A 19,196-nucleotide genomic window follows, 5' to 3' on the forward strand; every position below is an offset into this window, starting at 1 on the left:
GAGTTCTCAAGGAACGGACGCTTCCTTTGTACTCACCCTCTCGGGCTTTCCTCCGGTGCTTTTCCCTTCGGTCTTGCGTTTCCGACTCTATCAGATCCTTTCGGTCCTGATTCCCTGTCGGCGGGGCCTTTCGACATTCACTACGTTAGCCCATTCCCTCGGCAACTCATAATCGAGCTCCGCGAGTTCGAATTCGAGCATGCAGGCACGCCGAAATCGCCCCCGCTGAGGGGATGTTGTAGGTAGTGGTTTGGCCGCTCTCGGCTGCTGGCGATTGCCGTAACCGGGTCAAGCGGCTCGGGCCACGTTACGCATCTTCCAAGAGCGAGTCAACTTGAGCGCCGCCTCGGGACGTGGGCCCGATAGGGGCTCACTGTCGGGTCGTTGGCGACCCAGAACCGCCAGGGGTGCACGCCCCCGTCGCCGGCGACTCCGGTCCGGGGACCGTTGAGTACCTGGTCGGGGGCGACCGGGGTGCCCGTGAGCATCCTCAGTGGGGTCTCGCTCGACTCGCAGGCGTCCGTGCCGTCCAGGGCCCGGTCCACGTCCAGGGCCGTGGCCAGGCGGGCGGGCCCTTTGGCCAGTTCCTTGTCATTTCGGGCCGAGAGTCGACGTTTGCGCGCCAGATCTGCGCCTTCGAGGATCTCCCCGGCCCGCAGCAGGACCGCACTCGCGCTGCCCTCCGGTCCGCAGACCAGGTTCATGCAGAACCACATGCCGTAGGTGAAGTAGACGTACACATGCCCGGGAGGACCGAACATCACGCCGTTGCGGGCCGTGCGGCCGCGATAGGCGTGGGAGCCGGGGTCGTTCGGGCCGTCGTATGCCTCGACCTCCGTGAGGCGCAGCACGATCGGACCGTCCGGGGTCGTACGGACGAGAGTGCGGCCGAGAAGGTCGGGGGCGACTTCCAGTACGGGGCGGTCGAAGAACTCTCGGGGCAGTGGCGTACGGTCCGGGGGCGTGATCATGGCCTCCGAGCGTAGTCCAGACGGGTGGGTACCAAGGGGTGGTCAAGGGTTCGTCCGCTTGCCAGGGTGAAGGCGCGGAACCGACCACGGCCGGATCGCGTTTGTAGGGATCAGGAATCCGCGCGTTGTAGGGAGAGACATGGCGTTCAAGAAGCTGCTCGCGAGCCTGGGTGCCGGTGGGGCTTCGGTGGAGACGGTGCTGACCGAGGTCAACGTCGTTCCGGGTGGTGTCGTCCAGGGCGAGGTGCGGATCCAGGGCGGGTCCGTGGACCAGGAGATCGAGGGGCTGTCGGTCGGGCTCCAGGCCAAGGTCGAGGTCGAGAGCGGCGACCAGGAGTACAAGCAGGACGTCGAGTTCACGAAGGTCCCGCTCGGCGGTGCCTTCACGCTTCAGGCCAACGCGGTGCACGCGGTGCCGTTCGGTCTGGAGATCCCCTGGGAGACGCCGATCACGGTGATCGACGGCCAGGCGTTGCGCGGCATGAACGTCGGTGTGACGACGGAGCTGGCGATCGCGCGTGCCGTGGACTCCGGTGACCTGGACCCGGTCAAGGTGCACCCGCTGCCGGCGCAGAAGGCGATCCTGGACGCGTTCATGCAGCTGGGCTTCCGCTTCAAGAACGCGGACCTGGAGCGCGGTCACATCCGCGGGACGCGACAGCAGCTGCCGTTCTACCAGGAGATCGAGTTCTTCCCGCCGCAGCAGTACCGCGGGCTCAACCAGGTCGAGTTGAGCTTCGTCGCGGATGGCAACGCGATGGACGTCATCCTGGAGATGGACAAGAAGCCGGGGCTGTTCAGCGAGGGCAGTGACACCTTCCGGTCCTTCCAGGTGGGGCTGCACGACTACCAGAGCACCGACTGGGCCGGGTACATCAACCAGTGGCTGTCCGAGGTCGGCAGCAAGCGCAACTGGTTCTAGGCTCGGGAACTGCTGATTCCGGTAATCGATCAGGAGGTACCGAGGTGACCGAGCTCAAGCGGCGGCCGCTCCCCCATGACTTCCATCCGCCCGTCCCGTCGTTCACGGTGACGAGCGAGGACGTGCAGGAGGGCGGCACGCTCAAGGACGCTCAGGTCTACGCGGCCGGCAACACCTCTCCGCAGCTGCGCTGGGAGGGCTTCCCGCCGGAGACCAAGAGCTTCGCCGTGACCTGCTACGACCCCGACGCCCCGACGGGCAGTGGGTTCTGGCACTGGGTCGTGTTCGACATCCCTGCCTCGGTGACCGAGCTGCCGGTGGGTGCGGGCAGCGGGAAGTTCGAGGGGCTGCCGGAGGGTGCCGTACAGGCGCGGAACGACTACGGGTCGAAGGACTTCGGTGGGGCCGCTCCGCCGGCCGGGGACGGGCCGCATCGGTACGTCTTCACCGTGTACGCCGTGGACCAGGAGAAGCTCGGGCCGGATTCCGATGCCTCTCCCGCCTTTGTGGGCTTCAACCTGCGCTTCCACGCAATCGCGCGTGCTCGGTTGGTCGGTGAGTACGAGGTGCCCGCCGAAGACTGACGTTCATTGAGCGTTTGCCCGCCTCTGGTCTTGGAATTGATCAGAGGCGGGCACTTTTTATTGCGTTGTCCATCTCGGCGTGCCCGGCCAGAGTTGATCCAAGCCCAAGCCCGCCAGGGGGTGGGACGGTGCACATGGGAGGTGGGCTGAGATGCGGGACACGCTGGTACTGAACGCGAGCTTCGAGCCGCTGTCGACGGTGACGTTGAACCGGGCCGTCGTTCTGGTGCTGCAGGACAAGGCCGTCGTCGAGCAGTCCCACCCCGAACTGCGCATGCGCGGAGCCGCGGTCGACATACCGGCGCCCCGGGTGATCAGGTTGTGCAGGTATGTACGGGTGCCCTTCCGAAGACAAGCCCCGTGGTCTCGGCGGGGTGTTCTGGTGCGTGACCGGCACAGGTGCGCGTACTGCGGGCGGCGGGCGACGACCGTGGACCACGTGGTGCCGCGGTCGCAGGGTGGTCAGGACACCTGGCTGAACACGGTGGCGTCCTGCGCTGAGGACAACCACCGTAAGGCGAACCGGACTCCGGCGGAGGCGGGGATGCCGTTGCTGCGGGAGCCGTTCGAGCCGACTCCGGCGGACGCGATGTTGCTTTCCCTGGGCCACGAGGACTTCTCGGCTCTGCCGGACTGGCTGGCCGGAGAGGCCGCCTGAGCAGTAGCCGTAAGCAGAACTGGGGCTCACCTCCGACGAGGTGAGCCCCAGTGCCGTATGCACGTCAGTCGATCTTCGGGGTCTCCCGGCGTTCCGCACCCGCGTTGCCGCCGTTCGAGCCGCCGCCTACGCCGAAGTTGCCCATGGCTCCGGAGAGGCCCTTGAGGGCGTCGCCGATTTCGCTGGGGACGATCCAGAGCTTGTTGGCGTCGCCCTCGGCGATCTTGGGGAGCATCTGGAGGTACTGGTAGGAGAGGAGCTTCTGGTCGGGGTCGCCGGCGTGGATGGCCTCGAAGACCGTGCGGACCGCCTGGGCCTCGCCCTCCGCGCGCAGGGCGGCCGCCTTGGCCTCACCCTCGGCGCGCAGGATCTGGGACTGCTTCTCGCCCTCGGCGGTGAGGATCGCGGCCTGGCGGGTACCTTCGGCTGTCAGGATCGCGGCGCGCTTGTCACGGTCGGCGCGCATCTGCTTCTCCATCGAGTCCTGGATGGAGGTCGGAGGCTCGATCGCCTTCAGCTCGACGCGGTTGACACGGATGCCCCACTTGCCGGTGGCCTCGTCGAGGACTCCGCGCAGGGCCGCGTTGATCTCCTCGCGGGAGGTCAGGGTCCGCTCCAGGTCCATGCCACCGATGATGTTGCGGAGGGTGGTGACGGTGAGCTGCTCGATGGCCTGGATGTAGCTGGCGACCTCGTAGGTCGCGGCCCGCGCGTCGGTCACCTGGTAGTAGATGACCGTGTCGATGTTGACGACCAGGTTGTCCTGGGTGATCACTGGCTGCGGCGGGAACGGCACGACCTGTTCACGCAGGTCGATGCGGTTGCGGATGGTGTCTATGAACGGGACGACGATGTTGAGTCCCGCGTTGAGCGTCCGCGTGTAGCGGCCGAAGCGCTCCACGATGGCCGCACTGGCCTGTGGGATGACCTGGATCGTCTTGATCAGGGCGATGAAGACCAACACCACCAGGATGATCAAGACGATGATGACCGGTTCCATCGTGCTCCCCGTGCCCTTCTCCGCCTCGGCGTTTTCGGAAGATCTTATGCCTGTTGAAGATCTTGCTGGTCGAGTGTGACAGACCGTCGAGTAACTCGTGGTGCGTTCGGTTCAGTTGCATCCTGCGAGGTCACATGACGATCGCCGTGGCTCCCTCGATGTCCACGACGTCGACTTCCCGGCCTGGTTCGTAGACCTGTCCGGCGTCGAGAGAGCGTGCCGACCAGACCTCTCCGGCGAGCTTGATCCGGCCGCCCGCGCTGTCGACGCGCTCCAGGACGACGGCCTGTTTGCCCTTCAACGCGTCGACACCCGTGACGAGTTGGGGGCGCTGGACTCGATGCCGGGTCGCGATGGGCCGTACGACGGCGATGAGGGCCACCGAGACGACGACGAAGACGAGCACCTGGACGACGACGTCGCCGCCGAGTCCGGCAGCGGCCGCCGCGGCGACGGCGCCGACCGCGAGCATGCCGAACTCCGGCATCGCGGTCACCACGAGCGGGATTCCGAGAGCTGCCGCGCCGACGAGCCACCACACCCATGCGTCGATGTCGTTCACGGGCTCATGGTAGGTCCGGGGGTACCGCCTCCGACAGGGCGCGATGGGGCGGGCAGAGGCTTCTTACCCGTGTTTTTGCGGGTACTTCACTTGATCACGACAGCGGGAGGCCCTGCGCGGTCCAGCGTTCGCCGACCTGCTCGACGACGAGGGGCAGGCCGAAGCACATGGAGAGGTTGCGGGAGGTGAGTTCGAGCTCCAGGGGGCCCGCGGCGAGGACCTTGCCCTGGCGGATCATGAGGACGTGGGTGAAGCCGGGGGCGATCTCCTCGACATGGTGGGTGACCATGAGCATCGAGGGGGCGATCGGGTCGCGCGCGAGCCGACCGAGGCGGCGGACCAGGTCCTCACGGCCGCCGAGGTCGAGACCGGCGGCGGGCTCGTCGAGGAGGAGCAGCTCGGGGTCGGTCATCAGGGCGCGGGCGATGAGGGTGCGCTTGCGCTCGCCCTCGGAGAGGGTGCCGAACTTCCGCTCCAGGTAGTCGCTCATGCCGAGGCGGTCGAGGAAGGCACGCGCGCGCTGCTCGTCGATGTCCTCGTACTCCTCCTGCCAGCCCGCGGTCATGCCGTACGCCGCTGTCAGCACGGTTTCCAGGACGGTCTGGCGCTTGGGGAGCTTGTCGGCCATGGCGATGCCGGCCATGCCGATGCGCGGGCGCAGTTCGAAGACGTCGGTGCCGGGCTTGCCGAGGGTCTCGCCGAGGATGGTGGCGGTGCCCTTGCTGGGGTAGAGGTAGCTGGACGCGAGGTTCAGGAGCGTGGTCTTGCCGGCGCCGTTGGGGCCGAGGATGACCCAGCGCTCGCCCTCCTTGACCGACCAGGAGACCTGGTCCACCAGAGCCCGGTCCTCACGGACCACGGATACGTCCTGAAGCTCCAGAACATCGCTCATGAGCGCGTTGTCTCCCCTTGCAGTGTGACGGTGTCGACGTCTCGGCTGTCGCGTGCGCGCTTTTGGGCGCAGCCCTCGATGAAATCTACGCCACCGGTCGGCCGCTCCCATCCATCGGTCCGGTCCTTAGGGTGGGGGCATGCTCTCGGAACCGCGCTCTGGACGCCTTGCCGCTTGGGGAAACGGCCTTTTGGCCGGACTTGTCTCGCCGGACGACGCCGTGCTGGCGATCGTCGGTGACGATGCCGTGCACCGGGTCGAGGGGCTGCCGGGCGAGACGGCGGCCGTCGGTCTCACGCTGGCGCTCGGGCGGCTGCGCTCGCTCGGGGTCACCGGTCTTCGGGTCGCGCTGCCCGCCCCCGGGCATCCGCTCGGGCTGAGCGGACCGCCGGAGTTCAACGCGCGGGCGTTGGAGGCGGAGGAGGCGGTGATCTGTCACGGCGCCGCGCTGGGGCTGGTGCCGGAGGTGTACGAGGCGGGCCCCTCGGGTGATGTGCATGTCGAGGTGGTGTGGCACGTGCTCCCGGTGCGGGAGGCTCCGCCGGCGGATGTCCCTTCGCTGGGTGAGGCCGAGCGGGAACTCGCGGAGGCCCTGCGGGAGGCGACGGAGGTGTTGTCGCGGCTGGACGTGGCCGGGTCGGGGCCGGTGGCGGAGGCGGCGATCTCGGCGTACCGGGCTCGGGCGGAGCGCGGGCGGGAGGTTCTGGCGCCGGGGTATCCGCCGCGGGCGGTGCGGGTGCTGGAGCTGGCGCAGCGGGTGGGGTTCTTGGTGTCGCTGGCCTATGAGAACGGGCACGGGGCGGCCGTGACCGCCGGGGAGATGGGAGCGCGGTCCGAGGCGCTGAGGCCGGTGGAGCGGACGGCCCGTAGAGCCCTGGTGGCTGCGTACAACGCGTATGTGGAGGAGCGGGAGCGGGGGGTGCGGTGAGCTGTGCAGGTGCGGGTGCGTCGTGGCTGGTCGCGCAGTTCCCCGCGCCCCTGGGTGGATACAGCTGGGGCACGCACACCAAGGGCCCCTCAAGTCGCCGTTGACTTGAGAGGCCCCGTCCGCCTGGATCCGACGTCAGTCGTTCACGCCGGTGTTGCCGAAGGCCGGGTTCAGCACGCCGATGACGTTCACGCTGTTGCCCACGGCGTTCACCGGGACGTGCACCGGGACCTGGACGAGGTTGCCCGAGACGACGCCCGGCGACTTCACGGCCGCGCCGTCGGCACCCGCGCTGGCGGCAGCGGCACCGGCAGCGGCACCCGTGGCGATACCGGCGACGGTGATGGCCGCGGCGGCCTTCTTGGCAATGTTCATGAGAAGCGTTCCTCCTGCGATTGCGTATCCAACCCGGCCGCGGGTCGTGCGCTGATCAACGCGGGAGACACATCGAACGGTACGGAGATTCGACCAGGACCGACCGTTCGGATCATTCGGCCGACAAACGGACCGGCCTCCCGGGCGCGCGAGGCACCCGGGAGGCCGAAGTCACTGCCGGTTCGGCGAGGAAGGTCAGCGGTTGATGCCGAGGTTGCCGAAGGCCGGGTTCAGCACGCCGATGACGTTCACGCTGTTGCCCACGGCGTTCACCGGGACGTGCACCGGGGCCTGGACGAGGTTGCCCGAGACGACGCCGGGCGAGCCCACGGCCTTGCCGTCGGCGTGCGACCCGTCGGTTGCGGAGGCCATACCGGCACCGGCGGCGACCAGCCCGCCGGCCACCATCGTCACGGCCGCTACCTTCTTCAGGTTCTTCACTTCTAAGCCCTCCTAGCGATTGCTCCGGCAGTCGCCGCAGCACGCACTGGAGAACGGCGGAGATCCACGGAGGATGCGCCATCCGGGGGACATTCCCACGACAGTATGAAGTCCTATCCGGCCACACCATGACGAACCGCCCAGAGCGCCGCCTGTGTCCGGTCCGCCAGGTCGAGCTTCATCAGGATGTTCGAGACGTGTGTCTTGACAGTCTTCTCGGAGAGGACCAGCGCCCGGGCGATCTCCCGGTTGGAGCGGCCATCCGCGATCAGACCGAGCACCTCGCGCTCCCGCTCGGTGAGCGAACCACCTCTTCCCTGGCCGGAGTTGTTCTCCTCCTGGGACAACAGGACGCCCGCGACCTCGGGTTGGAGCAGGATGTGCCCGGCGTGGACGGAGCGGATGGCGCCGGCCAGGGCGTCGGGGTCGACGTCCTTGTAGACGTACCCGGCGGCGCCCGCGCGCAGCGCCGGGACCACGGTGCGCTGTTCGGTGAAGCTGGTGACGATCAGCACACGCGCGGGGTTGTCCAGTTCGCGGAGCCTGCGCAGGGCGTCGATGCCGTCCATGCCCGGCATCTTCACGTCCATGAGGACGATGTCGGGCTTCAGTTCCTCCGCGCGCTCGACGCCCTCGGCGCCGTCGGCGGCCTCGCCCACGACCTCGATGTCGTCCTGCACTTCTAGGAAGGTGCGCAGGCCCCGGCGGACCACCTGGTGGTCGTCGACGAGCAGGACCTTGATCGTGTCAGCCACCCGGGACCTCCATCTCGATGGTGGTGCCCTTGCCGGGCTCCGATTCCACGGTCAGTGTGCCGCCGACCCCGCTGGTGCGGTCCCGCATGGAGACCAGACCCAGGTGGCGTCCCGCCCGGCGTATCGACTTCGGGTCGAAGCCGGTGCCGTCGTCGGTGACGCGCAGGACGGCGCCGCCGGCGCGCCGGTCCAGGGTCACGTCGACGTGTTCGGCGCCCGAGTGCCGCAGCGCGTTGTGCAGGGCTTCCTGGGCGACGCGGAGCACGGCCTCCTCCTGGGCGGCGGGCAGCGCGCGGAAGCTGCGGGCGGCGAAGGTCACGCGCGCGGAGTGGGCGCGGTCCAGGACCTGGACGTGGGTGCGGAGGGTGGCGGTCAGGCCGTCCTCGTCCAGGGCCGCGGGGCGCAACTCGACCACTGCGGCGCGCAGTTCGTCGGCGGCCTCGGCGGCGAGCACGGCCACCTGCTGCAGTTCGCCCTTGGCGCGGGACGGGTCGCGGTCGACGAGGGCGGCAGCGGCCTGGGCGGTCAGCCGCAGGGAGAAGAGTTTCTGGCTGACCGCGTCGTGCAGTTCGTGGGCCAGGCGGGAGCGCTCCTCGGCGATGGTCAGCTCGCGGCTGCGTTCGTACAGGCGGGCGTTGGTGAGGGCGATCGCGGCGTGCTGGGCGAGGATCGAGAGCAGGTCCTCGTCCTCCTGGGTGAAGCCGCAACTGCCATCAGGCTTGGGGCAGTTCTTGTTCGCCAGGAAGAGCGCGCCGATCACCTCGTCGCCGTCGCGGATCGGCAGGCCCAGGAAGTCGACCAGGTCGGGGTGGGCGGAGGGCCAGCCCTCGAAGCGGGGGTCCTTGCGGACGTCGGCCAGGCGCTCGGGGGTTGCCTCGTGGAGCATCGCGGCGAGGATGCCGTGCTGGCGCGGGAGTGGGCCGATGGCCTTCCACTGCTCGTCGCTGACCCCGTCGACCACGAACTGGGCGAAGCCGCCGTGGTCGTCCGGGACGCCGAGGGCGGCGTACTGCGCGCCGAGCAGCTCGCGGGCCGAGGCGACGATCGTCTTGAGGACGTCGCGCACCTCGAGGTGCCTGCTCATGGCCAGCAGCGCGGAGCTCACCGCGGCGAGGCCGGACCGGGGGCCTTGACTCATGCCCTCAGGGTACGGGCGGGGTGTGACAGCGCGGATCGGACCTGTGACCGCCCTCGACTAGGGCAGGGGACCTAGGGCGAAGGGCCGCGTCGCTCTGCGGCCCGCGTCCGAGGCGGCCGGGGCGGTCCCGTTCCTAGGTTGGGAGTACGCCGATCAGGAGGCGGGGACGACGAAGGGGACGTGTGTCATGCCGGTAGCGATCATCACGGGGGCCTCGAAGGGGCTGGGACGGGCGCTCGCCGAGGCGCTGGCGGCGCGGAGCTGGGACCTGGTGCTGGACGCCAGAGGCGCCGAGGCCCTCCAGGAGACAGCGGCGTGGCTTCAGACGCACGGAACACGGGTGACGGCGCTGCCCGGAGACGTCACGGACCCGGCGCACCGCTCGGAGCTGGTCGCCGCGGCCTGGAGGCTCGGCGGCGTCGATCTGCTGGTGAACAACGCGAGCGCGCTGGGCGTCGAGCCGCTGGCGCGCCTTGAGGAGCTGCCACTGGACGGGCTGCGCCGCGCGCTGGAGGTGAACGTGGTGGCCGCGCTGGGGCTGGTCCAGGAGGCGCTGCCGCTGCTGCGGGCGTCCGGGGCCGGCACGGTGATCGCGATCAGTTCCGACGCCGCGGCCGAGGCCTACGAGACATGGGGCGGCTACGGGGCTTCAAAGGCCGCCCTGGACCACCTCACGGCGGTGCTGGGGGAAGAGGAGCCCGGGCTGCGGGTGTGGGCCGTCGATCCCGGAGACATGGCGACGGACCTGTATGCGGCGGCCGTACCGGACGACCCGGGTCCGCGGCCGAAGCCGGCCAGTGTGGTGCCGGCCTTTCTGCGGTTGCTGGAGGAGCGGCCGGCGAGTGGGCGGTACGGGGCTCCGTCGCTGCTGGAAGGGCAGCGATGACGCTGAGCGTGCGGGTGCCGCAGGAGCTGTCGGCGCGGGTGCCGGCGGAGCAGCGCGGGCCGGGGCTGGACCGGGATGCCGTACGGCTGCTGGTGTCGCGCGGGACCCAGGTGTCGCACCACGCGTTCCGGGAGCTGCCGTGTCTGCTGAGGGCCGGGGACCTGCTCGTCGTGAACACCTCCCCTGTGCTGGGCGCCGCCGTCGACGGGTGGGTGGGGCACGCGCGCGTGGTGGTGCACTTCTCGACGCTCGGGGACGACGGGCGGTGGGCCGTCGAGCTGCGGGAGCCGGACGGAAGGGGCACCACGCGCGCGCGTGCGGGTGGGCCCGCGGGGACAGAGGTGCGGTTGACCGGGGGTGTTCGGCTGGTCTTGGAGGAGGCGCTGGGCGGGGCGCGCGAGCGGTTGTGGTGGGCGCGGGTGGCGGGGGCCGGCTCGGGCGGCGGTGCGGGCGCTGTCGTCCACCGTCTGCTGCGGGAGCACGGGCGGCCGATTCGGTACTCCTACACGGAGCGGGATCAGCCGTTGTCCGTGTATCAGACGGTGTTCGCGCTGCCGTCGGCCGACGGGGCGGGTAGTGCGGAGATGCCCAGTGCGGCGCGGCCCTTCACCGCGCGGCTGGTGGCGGAGCTGGTGAGCCGGGGTGTGCAGTTCGCGCCGGTCACGCTGCACACGGGGGTGGCCTCGGCGGAGGTGCACGAGCCGCCGTATCCGGAGCGGTTCTCGGTGCCGGAGGCGTCGGCGCGGCTGATCAACGCGGTGAAGGCCGGGGACGGGCGGGTCGTGGCGGTCGGGACGACGGCTGTGCGGGCCGTGGAGTCGGCGGCCGGCGCCGACGGGGTCGTACGCGCGCGTGAAGGGTGGACGGATCTCGTCGTGACCCCGGAGCGCGGGGTGGGGGTGGTGGACGGGCTGCTGACCGGGCTGCACGAGCCGGAGGCCTCGCATCTGCTGATGCTGGAGGCGGTCGCGGGGCGGGCGGCGGTCGACCGCGGCTACGAGGAGGCGGTGCGCGGGCGCTATCTGTGGCACGAGTTCGGGGACGTGCATCTCCTCCTTCCGGCGGAGGAGCCTCACGCTGAGCATTGCGCCAGCAACTACCGGTGAGAACGCTGTGCGGGCGATGTGAGCCCGCACATAGGGCCCAGATCACGTACGAAGCGAAATAGGAGACAAAGGCTCCCCCGATGAACGGGACAGACGTTCCTGTCTGTCCCGTTTTGCCCTCCCCTGGTCCACTACCCAGCATCGTACGTCACACCTTTGCCCGGGTGTTTTGCGGCAGCTAAGAATGGCCAACGTCGCTCCGCGCCGCGGGTTCCCCCCGCGGCGTTTGTGCCGGAAGCACCCGTGTCCCCCGACGGACAGCGAGCGACCTCCGCGCTATCCGAAGAGGTCATTTCCGCATGCCCAAGAACCCTTTCACCCGTGGTCATAGTCGCGCGCTGACCAAGCGCCACAAGATCGCCGTCGCCGGTGTCGCCACGCTCGGCGCTGCCGCCGTAGTCCTCAGCGCGGTTCCAGGCAACGCGGAGACCACCACGTCCGAGGCGGCCAGCTACTCGGCCCCCGTGAAGTACCGCTCCGAAGAGCTCAAGGGCCTCCAGGCGGACGTCAAGGAGCAGCTCGCCGCCAAGGCCCTGCAGAGCAAGGCCGCCGAGGCGAAGGCCAAGGCGCAGGCCGAAGCGAAGGCCAAGGCCGCCGCCGCGAAGAAGAAGGCCGCCGCCGCGAAGAAGAAGGCCGCCGCGGCCGCCGCCGCCAAGAAGGCCGCGCAGGCGCGCAAGGCCAAGGAGGCCGCGAGCCGTGCCGCCCAGCGCGCCAAGCTCAAGGCCGCCGCGCCGAAGAAGAGCTACGCCAACAACCTGGACGGCTGGATCAAGGAGTCCCTGGCCATCATGAAGGCCAAGGGCATCCCGGGCAGCTACAACGGTCTGTACCGCAACATCATGCGGGAGTCCTCGGGCAACCCGAACGCGATCAACAACTGGGACATCAACGCCATCAACGGCATCCCGTCGAAGGGGCTGCTCCAGGTCATCCCGCCGACGTTCCAGGCGTACCACGTCGCGGGCACGTCCTGGAACATCTACGACCCGGTCGCCAACATCACCGCCGCCGCGAACTACGCGGCCGACAGGTACGGCTCGATGGACAACGTCAACGGCGCGTACTGAGGTCGCGCGGACCTCTCGTACGCGAAAGGGCGGCACCCTGTCGGGGTGCCGCCCTTCACCGTCGTACGACAGTGATCACTTGCGCATGACCTCGGGCTCGTGGCGGCGCAGGAAGCGGGCCACCAGGAAGCCGCAGACCACGCCGAGGGCTACCAGGGCGAGCATGTCGAGGCCCCAGGTGCTGACTGTGTGGTCCCACAGCGGGTCGGTCGAGTCGCCCGGTTTGACGGGCGGGTTGACCTTGTTGAAGTCCAGCGTGGCGCCCGCGGCGGCGACCGCCCAACGGGACGGCATCAGATACGAGAGCTCGTTGACGCCGATCGTGCCGTGCAGGGTGAACAGACAGCCGGTGAAGACGACCTGGACGATCGCGAACATGACCAGCAGCGGCATGGTCTTCTCGGAGGTCTTCACCAGTGCGGAGATGATCAGGCCGAACATCATCGAGGTGAACCCGAGGCCCATGATCGGCAGGCAGAGCTCCGCGAGGGTGGCGTTGCCGAGGACCAGGCCCTCCTGGGGGAGGGCTCGGCTGGCGAAGCCGATGAGGCCGACCATCAGTCCCTGCAGGATGGTGATCACACCGAGCACGAACACCTTGGACATCAGGTACGCCGAGCGGGACAGGCCGGTGGCACGCTCCCGCTCGTAGATGACCCGTTCCTTGATCAGCTCACGGACGGAGTTGGCGGCGCCGGCGAAGCAGGCGCCGACCGCCAGGATGAGCAGGACGGTGGTGGCCGTGCTGTTCGGCTCGGGGAGCTTGGTCCTGGGGTCGATCGGCTTGGGCAGCAGACCGTCGCCGAAGTCGATGAGCAGGCTGACCGCGCCGAGGACGAGCGGCAGGATCACCGTCAGCGCCAGGAAGCCCTTGTCGGACGCGATCACCGAGACATAGCGGCGCACCAGTGTCCCGAACTGGCCCAGCCAGCCCTGTGGCTTCGGCGGCTTCATGCCCTGCATCGGAGGCGTCTGTACGGACTGCGGGGCAACCGCGTCTATGTCCGCGGCGTACATCTGGTAGTGCTGCGAGCCCTTCCAGCGTCCGGCCCAGTCGTAGTCGCGGTAGTTCTCGAAGGCGGAGAAGACGTCGGCCCAGGTGTCGTAGCCGAAGAAGTTCAGTGCCTCCTCGGGCGGGCCGAAGTAGGCGACGGAGCCGCCGGGGGCCATCACCAGGAGCTTGTCGCACAGCGCCAGCTCGGCCACCGAGTGGGTGACGACGAGGACGGTGCGACCGTCGTCGGCGAGGCCGCGCAGCAGCTGCATGACATCGCGGTCCATGCCCGGGTCGAGGCCCGAGGTGGGCTCGTCCAGGAAGATCAGGGACGGCTTGGTGAGCAGTTCCAGGGCCACCGAGACGCGCTTGCGCTGGCCGCCGGAGAGGGCCGTGACCTTCTTCTCCTTGTGCACGTCGAGCTTCAGTTCGCGCAGCACCTCGTTTATGCGGTTCTCGCGCTCCTCGCCGGTGGTGTCGGCGGGGAAGCGGAGTTTGGCCGCGTACTTGAGGGCCTTCTTGACGGTCAGCTCCTTGTGCAGGATGTCGTCCTGCGGGACCAGGCCGATGCGCTGGCGCAGCTCGGCGAACTGCTTGTAGAGATTGCGGTTGTCGTAGAGGACGTCGCCCTGGTTGGCGGGCCGGTAGCCGGTCAGCGCCTTGAGCAGCGTCGACTTGCCGGAACCGGACGGTCCGATCACCGCGATGACGGACTTCTCCGGAACGCCGAAGGAGACGTCCTTGAGGATCTGCTTACCGCCGTCCACCGTGACGGTGAGATGGCGGGCGGAGAAGGAAACCTCACCGGTGTCGACGAACTCCTCGAGGCGGTCCCCGACGATCCGGAACGTGGAGTGGCCGACGCCGACGATGTCGCTCGGACCGAGCATCGTCGAGCCGCCCTTGGGAATGGGCTGGCCGTTGACGTACGTGCCGTTGTGCGAGCCCAGGTCGCGGATCTCCATCCGGCCGTTGGGCATCGAGTGGAACTCGGCGTGGTTGCGGGAGACCTGCAGGTCGGAGACGACCAGGTCGTTCTCCAGGGCACGGCCGATGCGCATGATGCGGCCGATGGTGAACTGGTGGAACGTGGTCGGGCTGCGGTCGCCGTAGACCGGCGGTGCGTCCGTGCCCGCGCCAGCGCCAGCGCCCGCGCCGGGTCCCTGCTGCTGGGGGATCTTCTGTGGCGGCTGGTGCGACTGTTGGGGCTGGTGTGCTTGCTGGGGCTGTTGAGGTTGCGGCCAGGCGGACTGCGGTGCCTGCGGCTGTGGTGCCTGCTGCGGTGTCTGCTGGCCCCAGCCGGGGTTCGCGCTCTGCGCTGCGTACGGCTGCTGCCTGGGCTGGGGCTGCGCGACCGGGGCCGCGGTGCCGGTGAGGCTCAGCAGCGGGCCGTCGCTCGCGTTGCCGAGGTGGACGGCCGAGCCGGGGCCGAGGTCCGACCGGTGGATCCGCTGCCCCTGCATGAACGTGCCGTTGGTGCTGCCGTGGTCCTCGATGACCCAACCGCGCCCGCTCCAGCTGATCGTGGCGTGACGCCAGGACACCCTGGCGTCGTCGAACACGATGTCCCCCTGCGGATCGCGTCCGAGGCTGTACGGCCTGGACGGATCGAGCGTCCAGGTACGTCCATTCGCTTCCAGTACGAGTTCCGGCACTCCAAGCCCCACTGAGTAGTCCCCCGAATTGCCCCCGTCACAGGGAGTGTAGGGATGTCGAACATCGTCGGGAACTATTTCAGGATCCGCCTCCTGACCGAAAGTTGAGCCCCCAGAACACCACGTTCGCGCGCTTCGGCCGGTTCCGTTGACGGGGTTGAAACCGACCCGGAGAGTGGGTAATCCACGCGAGGGGGACAAGCGCGGTCTCGGCCGCGCCGCGGATCGGGGGGTCTGCCATGAGTGCGTCCAGGAGTGTCGAGACCGCGGAGCGGGGCGGGCGGCTGCCGTGGGGAGACATCCTGCTGTCCTCGATCGCCGCCGTGAGCTGGGCGTTGATCGGGATGACGGGGACGGCCGCGCTCGGTCTGCATCTGCTGGAGGCCGATTCCGCCGCCTCGCTGGGCCCGATGACCGCGGCTGTGGTGGCCCTTGCGGCGGGTGGTTCGGTGACGCCTGCCGGTGATGTGTCCGCGTTCGGGTTGACGGGGGCGGAGGCGGCGACCGCCATCGAGATCACGCCATTGGGCGTCAGCCTGGTCGGCGCGCTGCTTTTGTCATGGTTCTTCCTAGGGTCCCTGCGGGCGGCCGGTGCGGTGATCGCGCCGTCCGAACTGCTCGCGCGCGCGGGCTCGGTGGTCGTGCTGTTCACGGCGATGATGGGCGGGCTGGCCTGGGCCGGGCACGACGTCATCACGATCGACGGGGGCGCGCTCGGGCTCGACGAAGTGCCCGGCGCGGGAGGGGGCGGCGGTCTCGACATCCCCGGCCTCGGTGACGTCGGGGACATCGGCGGGCTGCTGCCCGACCAGATCGGCGACCTCATCGACGCGAAGGCCGCGGTCGGCTTCACGGTGGACACCGCGCCGACCCTGCTCGGCGGGCTCGGCTGGTCGGCCGGGATCCTGCTGGTCGCGCTGCTGGCGTCCCGCCGTACGCCGCTGCCGCGTGGCTGGGAGGCGGTGCACCGGGTCGTACGGCCGGCCGCGTCCGCCCTCGTGACGGTGCTGCTGGTCGCGGTGGCCGCGGGGCTCTCGGCGGCGGCGTACGCGACGATCGGCGACGACCACCCCAAGCGGATCGCCGGCGCGGCGCTGCTCGGGGCGCCGAACGGGGTGTGGCTGGGCATCCCAGTCGGCCTGTTCGTTCCCTTCGACGGCCGCGCGACGGGGGTCCTGACGAACTTCCTGCCGGACCCGCTGGACCGACTGCTCGCCTCGGACTCCGACCAGTCGGTGACGCTGGGGAGGCTGGCGGATCTTGACGGACGGGTGTGGCTGCTGGGGGTGGGGGCCGCGCTGATGATGCTGCTGGCGGGGGTGTTCACGGCTGTGCGGACGCCGGTGGGGGTGGTTGGCGGGGCGGCTGGGGCAGACGCCGGGCAAGGGGCGACTGGGGTGGGGGACGGCGTCGTACGGGATCCGGGGGCCCTTCGTTTCGCGGGGCGGTGTGCGGTGCGGCTGGGGGTCGCGACGGCTTTGGCGTTGCCCTTGCTCGCCTGGCTGACGGAGGTGTCGGTGGACGCGTCGCTGTCGGTACTGGGGTTCGACGCGTTCGGCGCGGGGGTCCGGCTGCGGGGAGAGTTCGGCATGGCGCTGCTTCTCGGTGCGGTGTGGGGCGCGGCGGCGGGAGCGGCGGGGGCGCTGCTGGCCCGGGCGACGGGGGCGGCGGGGTCGCGTGCTTCGGCGCTGGCACTGCGTGACTTGGTGGGGGCGGGGGCGGCGACGGGGTCGGTGGGGGTTGCGGGCGATCCTCGGTATGCGGGTGGGGGCGGGGGTGTGGCGTACGAGCCGTATCGGGGTGAGGGGCAGGGTGCGCCCAGGGGTGGTCCGGGCGGGGCTGGTCCGTACGACGACGGTACGGCGGGGTTTCACGAAGGCGGGGCGGGGCTGTACGGAGGTGGGGCCGGGGGGTACGGCGGGGGCTCCGAGCCGTATGAGGGCGGATCCGGGCCGTACGCGGGGCAAACCGAGGCACCCGGCGGCGGGCCGCACTCCGGGACCCCCGAAGCGCGGGCGGGTGGCTCCGGGGCGTATGCCGGGAACGCCGAGGCGCAGGGCCGTGGTGCCGGGCCGTACGAGGGGGCGTCCGGGCTCTTGGCCGGGCGAACCGAGGCACAAGGTGGGCCGGCTGCCGCGAACCCCGAGGCGCAGGGCGGTGGATCCGGGGCGTACCGTCGCGAGGCTGAGGCGGGTGACGGTGGAGCGGGGCCCTACGTGCCCGGTACGCCGTATCGGCCTCCGAACCCGGCGACGAACCCGTATCTGCGGGTGCCGGAGGAGTTGCGGGGGCCGGAGGACGCGCGGCCCGGTGGGGAGCCTGGACGGGCGCCGGGGCCCGAGGGTGGTGGCCAGGAGCCGCGCCGCGGGGACCGTCGGGGAGAGCCGGGGCCTGGGGGGCCGGGAGCGGCGGGTGGGGTGCCGCCCGGCCGAGGCTCGCGATCGTCCGGTGGGGACTGGCAGGGCGAGGACTCGGGGTCCTCGGCGGGTAGCGGCCCGCCGCAGGATGCCGTGCGGCCCCCTGAGGACAGCTCTCAGCCCTCATACGAGCCGGGGTCGCCGCCCGAGAACGTCTACGGCGCCCCCACCGTGGCCCGCCCGATCGACCCGCCTCCTCGTTCCCCGCAACGGCCCCCCAGGCAGCGGCCCGGTGGCCGACGCCCGTCTTCCGGCGACGAGGGACGGCACTCGCCGCCGCCCCCGCCGCCTCCTCCTCCCCCACCACCCCCACCGCCGGGGAAGCCGAAGGGGCGGCGCTGATTCGGCGCGGGTCACAGGCGTCCGGTCACAGACGTCCGGTCACAGGCGTCCGGTCGGCGGCGACCAGGCACCGCCCCCTCGGGCACACACGGCTGGGTAAGTCACCGTGAGTGCGCAATGATGCAAGGATCTGGCCACCCGCCCGTCACCGAGTGTTCCGTGTCCGTCAGACGGACCTCGGGAGCAGGAGGCACTGGGTGCCGGATACGGTGGGAACACCATGAGCGCTGAGCAGACCTCGTCCTCCGACGTCCCCACCCTTCTCGTCAAGATCTTCGGGAAGGACAGGCCGGGCATCACGGCCGGCCTCTTCGACACCCTCGCCGCCTACTCGGTCGACGTGGTCGACATCGAGCAGGTCGTCACGCGTGGCCGCATGGTGCTGTGCGCGCTCGTGACCGCGCCGCCCCGGGCGCTGGAGGGTGATCTGCGGGCGACCGTCCACAGCTGGGCGGAGTCGATCAAGATGCAGGCCGAGATCATCTCGGGCCTCGGCGACAACCGTCCGCGCGGGCTGGGACGTTCCCTGGTCACCGTGCTCGGTCACCCGCTCACCGCGGAGGCCACCGCCGCGATCGCCGCCAAGATCGCCAAGGCGGGCGGCAACATCGACCGTATCTTCCGGCTCGCCAAGTACCCGGTCACGGCGGTCGAGTTCGCGGTGTCCGGCGTGGAGACCGAGCCGCTGCGCACCGCCCTGGTGACGGACGCGGCCAAGCTCGGCGTGGACGTGGCCGTCGTCGCCGCCGGTCTGCACCGCCGGGCCCAGCGGCTCGTGGTCATGGACGTGGACTCGACGCTGATCCAGGACGAGGTGATCGAGCTCTTCGCCGCGCACGCCGGATGCGAGGACGAGGTCGCCGAGGTGACGGCGGCCGCGATGCGCGGCGAGCTGGACTTCGAGCAGTCGCTGCACGCGCGCGTGGCGCTCCTTGAGGGGCTGGACGCCTCGGTCGTCGACAAGGTGCGCTCCGAAGTACGGCTGACTCCGGGCGCGCGCACCCTCATCCGTACGCTCAAGCGGCTCGGCTTCCAAGTCGGTGTCGTCTCGGGCGGATTCACCCAGGTCACGGACGATCTGAAGGAGCGGCTCGGGCTGGACTTCGCCCAGGCCAACACGCTGGAGATCGTCGACGGGAAGCTCACCGGCAAGGTCACCGGGGAGATCGTGGACCGTGCGGGCAAGGCGCGGCTGCTGCGCCGGTTCGCCGCCGAGGCGGGAGTGCCGCTGTCCCAGACGGTGGCGATCGGCGACGGCGCCAACGACCTGGACATGCTGAACGCGGCCGGTCTCGGGGTGGCCTTCAACGCCAAGCCGGTGGTGCGGGAGGCCGCGCACACCGCGGTGAACGTGCCCTTCCTGGACACGGTGCTGTACCTGCTGGGCGTCACCCGCGAAGAGGTCGAGGCGGCGGACGCGCACGAGGAGGACTGACCCGGGGACCAGACGGTCACCACGGACGCGACAGCGAATCGGCAGGAGCCCGGCACCATGATGGTGCC

18 protein-coding genes are annotated in these 19,196 nt (G+C 70.1%); 9 read left to right on the plus strand and 9 right to left on the minus strand.

The genetic code is table 11. The features are described 5' to 3' along the window. Positions 1–329 precede the first annotated feature (329 nt). Positions 330–971, minus strand: a complete 642-nt coding sequence (locus AB0D34_RS26450) for a DNA-3-methyladenine glycosylase (RefSeq protein ID WP_362665459.1) — start codon at positions 969–971, stop codon at positions 330–332. 139 nt (positions 972–1,110) lie between these two features. On the opposite strand from AB0D34_RS26450, the gene AB0D34_RS26455 reads away from it, so the two are divergent. The 3 genes from AB0D34_RS26455 (at position 1,111) to AB0D34_RS26465 (ending at position 3,135) form a co-directional block, all read left to right on the plus strand. Beyond that, positions 1,111–1,893, plus strand: a complete 783-nt coding sequence (locus AB0D34_RS26455; RefSeq protein WP_362665460.1) for a sporulation protein — start codon at positions 1,111–1,113, stop codon at positions 1,891–1,893. A gap of 44 nt (positions 1,894–1,937) precedes the next feature. After that, positions 1,938–2,477, plus strand: coding sequence for a YbhB/YbcL family Raf kinase inhibitor-like protein (locus tag AB0D34_RS26460; RefSeq protein WP_362665461.1), 540 nt, complete (start codon positions 1,938–1,940; stop codon positions 2,475–2,477). Positions 2,478–2,628: 151 nt separating this feature from the next. Then, positions 2,629–3,135, plus strand: coding sequence for an HNH endonuclease (locus AB0D34_RS26465; RefSeq protein WP_007381071.1), 507 nt, complete (start codon positions 2,629–2,631; stop codon positions 3,133–3,135). A 64-nt stretch (positions 3,136–3,199) separates the two neighbouring features. On the opposite strand, the gene AB0D34_RS26470 is transcribed toward AB0D34_RS26465, so the two are convergent. From AB0D34_RS26470 to AB0D34_RS26480, 3 genes are all read right to left on the minus strand, one after another. Next, positions 3,200–4,135 (minus strand): SPFH domain-containing protein, encoded by a 936-nt coding sequence (locus AB0D34_RS26470; protein WP_362665463.1) that lies wholly within the window; start codon positions 4,133–4,135, stop codon positions 3,200–3,202. Positions 4,136–4,265: 130 nt separating this feature from the next. Next, positions 4,266–4,697, minus strand: a complete 432-nt coding sequence (locus tag AB0D34_RS26475) for an NfeD family protein (protein WP_362665465.1) — start codon at positions 4,695–4,697, stop codon at positions 4,266–4,268. A gap of 94 nt (positions 4,698–4,791) precedes the next feature. After that, a complete protein-coding gene (locus AB0D34_RS26480) occupies positions 4,792–5,589 on the minus strand; it encodes an ABC transporter ATP-binding protein (protein WP_362665467.1) in 798 nt (265 codons plus the stop codon). A gap of 139 nt (positions 5,590–5,728) precedes the next feature. On the opposite strand from AB0D34_RS26480, the gene AB0D34_RS26485 reads away from it, so the two are divergent. Next, a complete protein-coding gene (locus AB0D34_RS26485; protein ID WP_362665468.1) occupies positions 5,729–6,517 on the plus strand; it encodes a hypothetical protein in 789 nt (262 codons plus the stop codon). Between the two features lie 135 nt (positions 6,518–6,652). Here AB0D34_RS26485 and AB0D34_RS26490 read toward each other — a convergent pair whose 3' ends face one another. The 4 genes from AB0D34_RS26490 to AB0D34_RS26505 all read right to left on the minus strand — a co-directional run bounded on the left by AB0D34_RS26490 (position 6,653) and on the right by AB0D34_RS26505 (position 9,226). Next, positions 6,653–6,892: a chaplin gene (locus tag AB0D34_RS26490; RefSeq protein WP_362665470.1), complete on the minus strand. Its 240-nt coding sequence runs from the start codon at positions 6,890–6,892 to the stop codon at positions 6,653–6,655. Positions 6,893–7,087: 195 nt separating this feature from the next. Beyond that, a complete protein-coding gene (chpE, locus tag AB0D34_RS26495) occupies positions 7,088–7,333 on the minus strand; it encodes a chaplin ChpE (RefSeq protein WP_362665472.1) in 246 nt (81 codons plus the stop codon). 113 nt (positions 7,334–7,446) lie between these two features. Further along, positions 7,447–8,088 (minus strand): response regulator transcription factor, encoded by a 642-nt coding sequence (locus AB0D34_RS26500; RefSeq protein ID WP_362665474.1) that lies wholly within the window; start codon positions 8,086–8,088, stop codon positions 7,447–7,449. Next, positions 8,081–9,226 (minus strand): GAF domain-containing sensor histidine kinase, encoded by a 1,146-nt coding sequence (locus AB0D34_RS26505; protein ID WP_362665476.1) that lies wholly within the window; start codon positions 9,224–9,226, stop codon positions 8,081–8,083. The genes AB0D34_RS26500 and AB0D34_RS26505 overlap by 8 nt, the downstream gene beginning before the upstream one ends. A gap of 187 nt (positions 9,227–9,413) precedes the next feature. Here AB0D34_RS26505 and AB0D34_RS26510 point away from each other — a divergent pair, with 187 nt between their 5' ends. From AB0D34_RS26510 to AB0D34_RS26520, 3 genes are all read left to right on the plus strand, one after another. Then, positions 9,414–10,112, plus strand: a complete 699-nt coding sequence (locus tag AB0D34_RS26510) for an SDR family NAD(P)-dependent oxidoreductase (protein ID WP_362665478.1) — start codon at positions 9,414–9,416, stop codon at positions 10,110–10,112. Further along, positions 10,109–11,218 (plus strand): S-adenosylmethionine:tRNA ribosyltransferase-isomerase, encoded by a 1,110-nt coding sequence (locus AB0D34_RS26515; RefSeq protein ID WP_362665480.1) that lies wholly within the window; start codon positions 10,109–10,111, stop codon positions 11,216–11,218. The genes AB0D34_RS26510 and AB0D34_RS26515 overlap by 4 nt, the downstream gene beginning before the upstream one ends. A gap of 299 nt (positions 11,219–11,517) precedes the next feature. Beyond that, on the plus strand, positions 11,518–12,285 hold the full coding sequence (locus AB0D34_RS26520; RefSeq protein WP_362665482.1) for a transglycosylase SLT domain-containing protein: 768 nt from the start codon (positions 11,518–11,520) through the stop codon (positions 12,283–12,285). A 75-nt stretch (positions 12,286–12,360) separates the two neighbouring features. Here the strand turns inward: AB0D34_RS26520 and AB0D34_RS26525 are convergent, their stop codons facing one another. Beyond that, a complete protein-coding gene (locus AB0D34_RS26525; protein ID WP_362665484.1) occupies positions 12,361–14,934 on the minus strand; it encodes an FHA domain-containing protein in 2,574 nt (857 codons plus the stop codon). Between the two features lie 239 nt (positions 14,935–15,173). Between AB0D34_RS26525 and AB0D34_RS26530 the strand changes: the two genes are divergently transcribed. Next, positions 15,174–17,693, plus strand: a complete 2,520-nt coding sequence (locus tag AB0D34_RS26530; RefSeq protein ID WP_362665486.1) for a streptophobe family protein — start codon at positions 15,174–15,176, stop codon at positions 17,691–17,693. 220 nt (positions 17,694–17,913) lie between these two features. Next, positions 17,914–19,128, plus strand: coding sequence for a phosphoserine phosphatase SerB (gene serB / locus AB0D34_RS26535; RefSeq protein WP_362665488.1), 1,215 nt, complete (start codon positions 17,914–17,916; stop codon positions 19,126–19,128). Positions 19,129–19,196 lie beyond the last annotated feature (68 nt).

It is taken from the genome of Streptomyces sp. NPDC048420 (assembly GCF_040651535.1).
Taxonomy (GTDB): domain Bacteria; phylum Actinomycetota; class Actinomycetes; order Streptomycetales; family Streptomycetaceae; genus Streptomyces.

Excerpts from the sequence above, each read along its gene's own strand:
- AB0D34_RS26450 (WP_362665459.1), bottom strand. The coding sequence starts at position 971 with ATGATCACGCCCCCGGACCGTACGCCACTGCCCCGAGAGTTCTTCGAC.
- AB0D34_RS26455 (WP_362665460.1), top strand. The coding sequence starts at position 1,111 with ATGGCGTTCAAGAAGCTGCTCGCGAGCCTGGGTGCCGGTGGGGCTTCG.
- AB0D34_RS26465 (WP_007381071.1), top strand. The coding sequence starts at position 2,629 with ATGCGGGACACGCTGGTACTGAACGCGAGCTTCGAGCCGCTGTCGACG.
- AB0D34_RS26470 (WP_362665463.1), bottom strand. The coding sequence starts at position 4,135 with ATGGAACCGGTCATCATCGTCTTGATCATCCTGGTGGTGTTGGTCTTC.
- AB0D34_RS26480 (WP_362665467.1), bottom strand. The coding sequence starts at position 5,589 with ATGAGCGATGTTCTGGAGCTTCAGGACGTATCCGTGGTCCGTGAGGAC.
- AB0D34_RS26485 (WP_362665468.1), top strand. The coding sequence starts at position 5,729 with ATGCTCTCGGAACCGCGCTCTGGACGCCTTGCCGCTTGGGGAAACGGC.
- AB0D34_RS26490 (WP_362665470.1), bottom strand. The coding sequence starts at position 6,892 with ATGAACATTGCCAAGAAGGCCGCCGCGGCCATCACCGTCGCCGGTATC.
- AB0D34_RS26505 (WP_362665476.1), bottom strand. The coding sequence starts at position 9,226 with ATGAGTCAAGGCCCCCGGTCCGGCCTCGCCGCGGTGAGCTCCGCGCTG.
- AB0D34_RS26510 (WP_362665478.1), top strand. The coding sequence starts at position 9,414 with ATGCCGGTAGCGATCATCACGGGGGCCTCGAAGGGGCTGGGACGGGCG.
- AB0D34_RS26515 (WP_362665480.1), top strand. The coding sequence starts at position 10,109 with ATGACGCTGAGCGTGCGGGTGCCGCAGGAGCTGTCGGCGCGGGTGCCG.
- AB0D34_RS26520 (WP_362665482.1), top strand. The coding sequence starts at position 11,518 with ATGCCCAAGAACCCTTTCACCCGTGGTCATAGTCGCGCGCTGACCAAG.
- AB0D34_RS26530 (WP_362665486.1), top strand. The coding sequence starts at position 15,174 with ATGAGTGCGTCCAGGAGTGTCGAGACCGCGGAGCGGGGCGGGCGGCTG.
- serB (WP_362665488.1), top strand. The coding sequence starts at position 17,914 with ATGAGCGCTGAGCAGACCTCGTCCTCCGACGTCCCCACCCTTCTCGTC.